1 rRNA gene is annotated in these 486 nt (G+C 53.3%); it reads right to left on the bottom strand.

Features of this window, described 5'->3' with window-relative positions:
• Positions 1-443, bottom strand: a 23S ribosomal RNA gene (locus tag MTX35_RS25400); the annotation flags it as partial.
• Positions 444-486 lie beyond the last annotated feature (43 nt).

Genomic DNA, 486 nt, shown 5'->3' with positions numbered 1-486 from the left:
ACAGTTGCAGTGTTTTCGTCTACGGGACTCTCACCCTCTACGACAGGCCGTTCCAGACCACTTCGACTAACACCACAATTTCTCACTGTCGGCCGATCCGGCAGAATCGACAATGCAAACCCCACAACCCTCCATACGCAACCCCTGCCGGGTATCACACGCACAAAGTTTGGCCTCATCCGCTTTCGCTCGCCACTACTCACGGAATCACTATTGTTTTCTCTTCCTGTGGGTACTGAGATGTTTCACTTCCCCACGTTCCCTCCACACACCCTATATATTCAGGTGCAGGTAACACGACATCACTCGTGCTGGGTTTCCCCATTCGGACACCCTCGGATCACAGCTCGGTTGACAGCTCCCCGAGGCTTATCGCAGCCTCCTACGTCCTTCATCGGCTCCTGGTGCCAAGGCATCCACCGTACGCTCTTCATTACTTACAACAAAGATGCTCGCGTCCACTGTGCAATTCTCAAACAACACACA

It is taken from the genome of Rhodococcus sp. ARC_M12, from assembly GCF_022810385.1.
GTDB classification, from domain to species: domain Bacteria; phylum Actinomycetota; class Actinomycetes; order Mycobacteriales; family Mycobacteriaceae; genus Rhodococcoides; species Rhodococcoides navarretei.
Note: the sequence above shows the minus strand (reverse complement) of the source record. Positions and strands in the feature narration are given on the sequence as shown.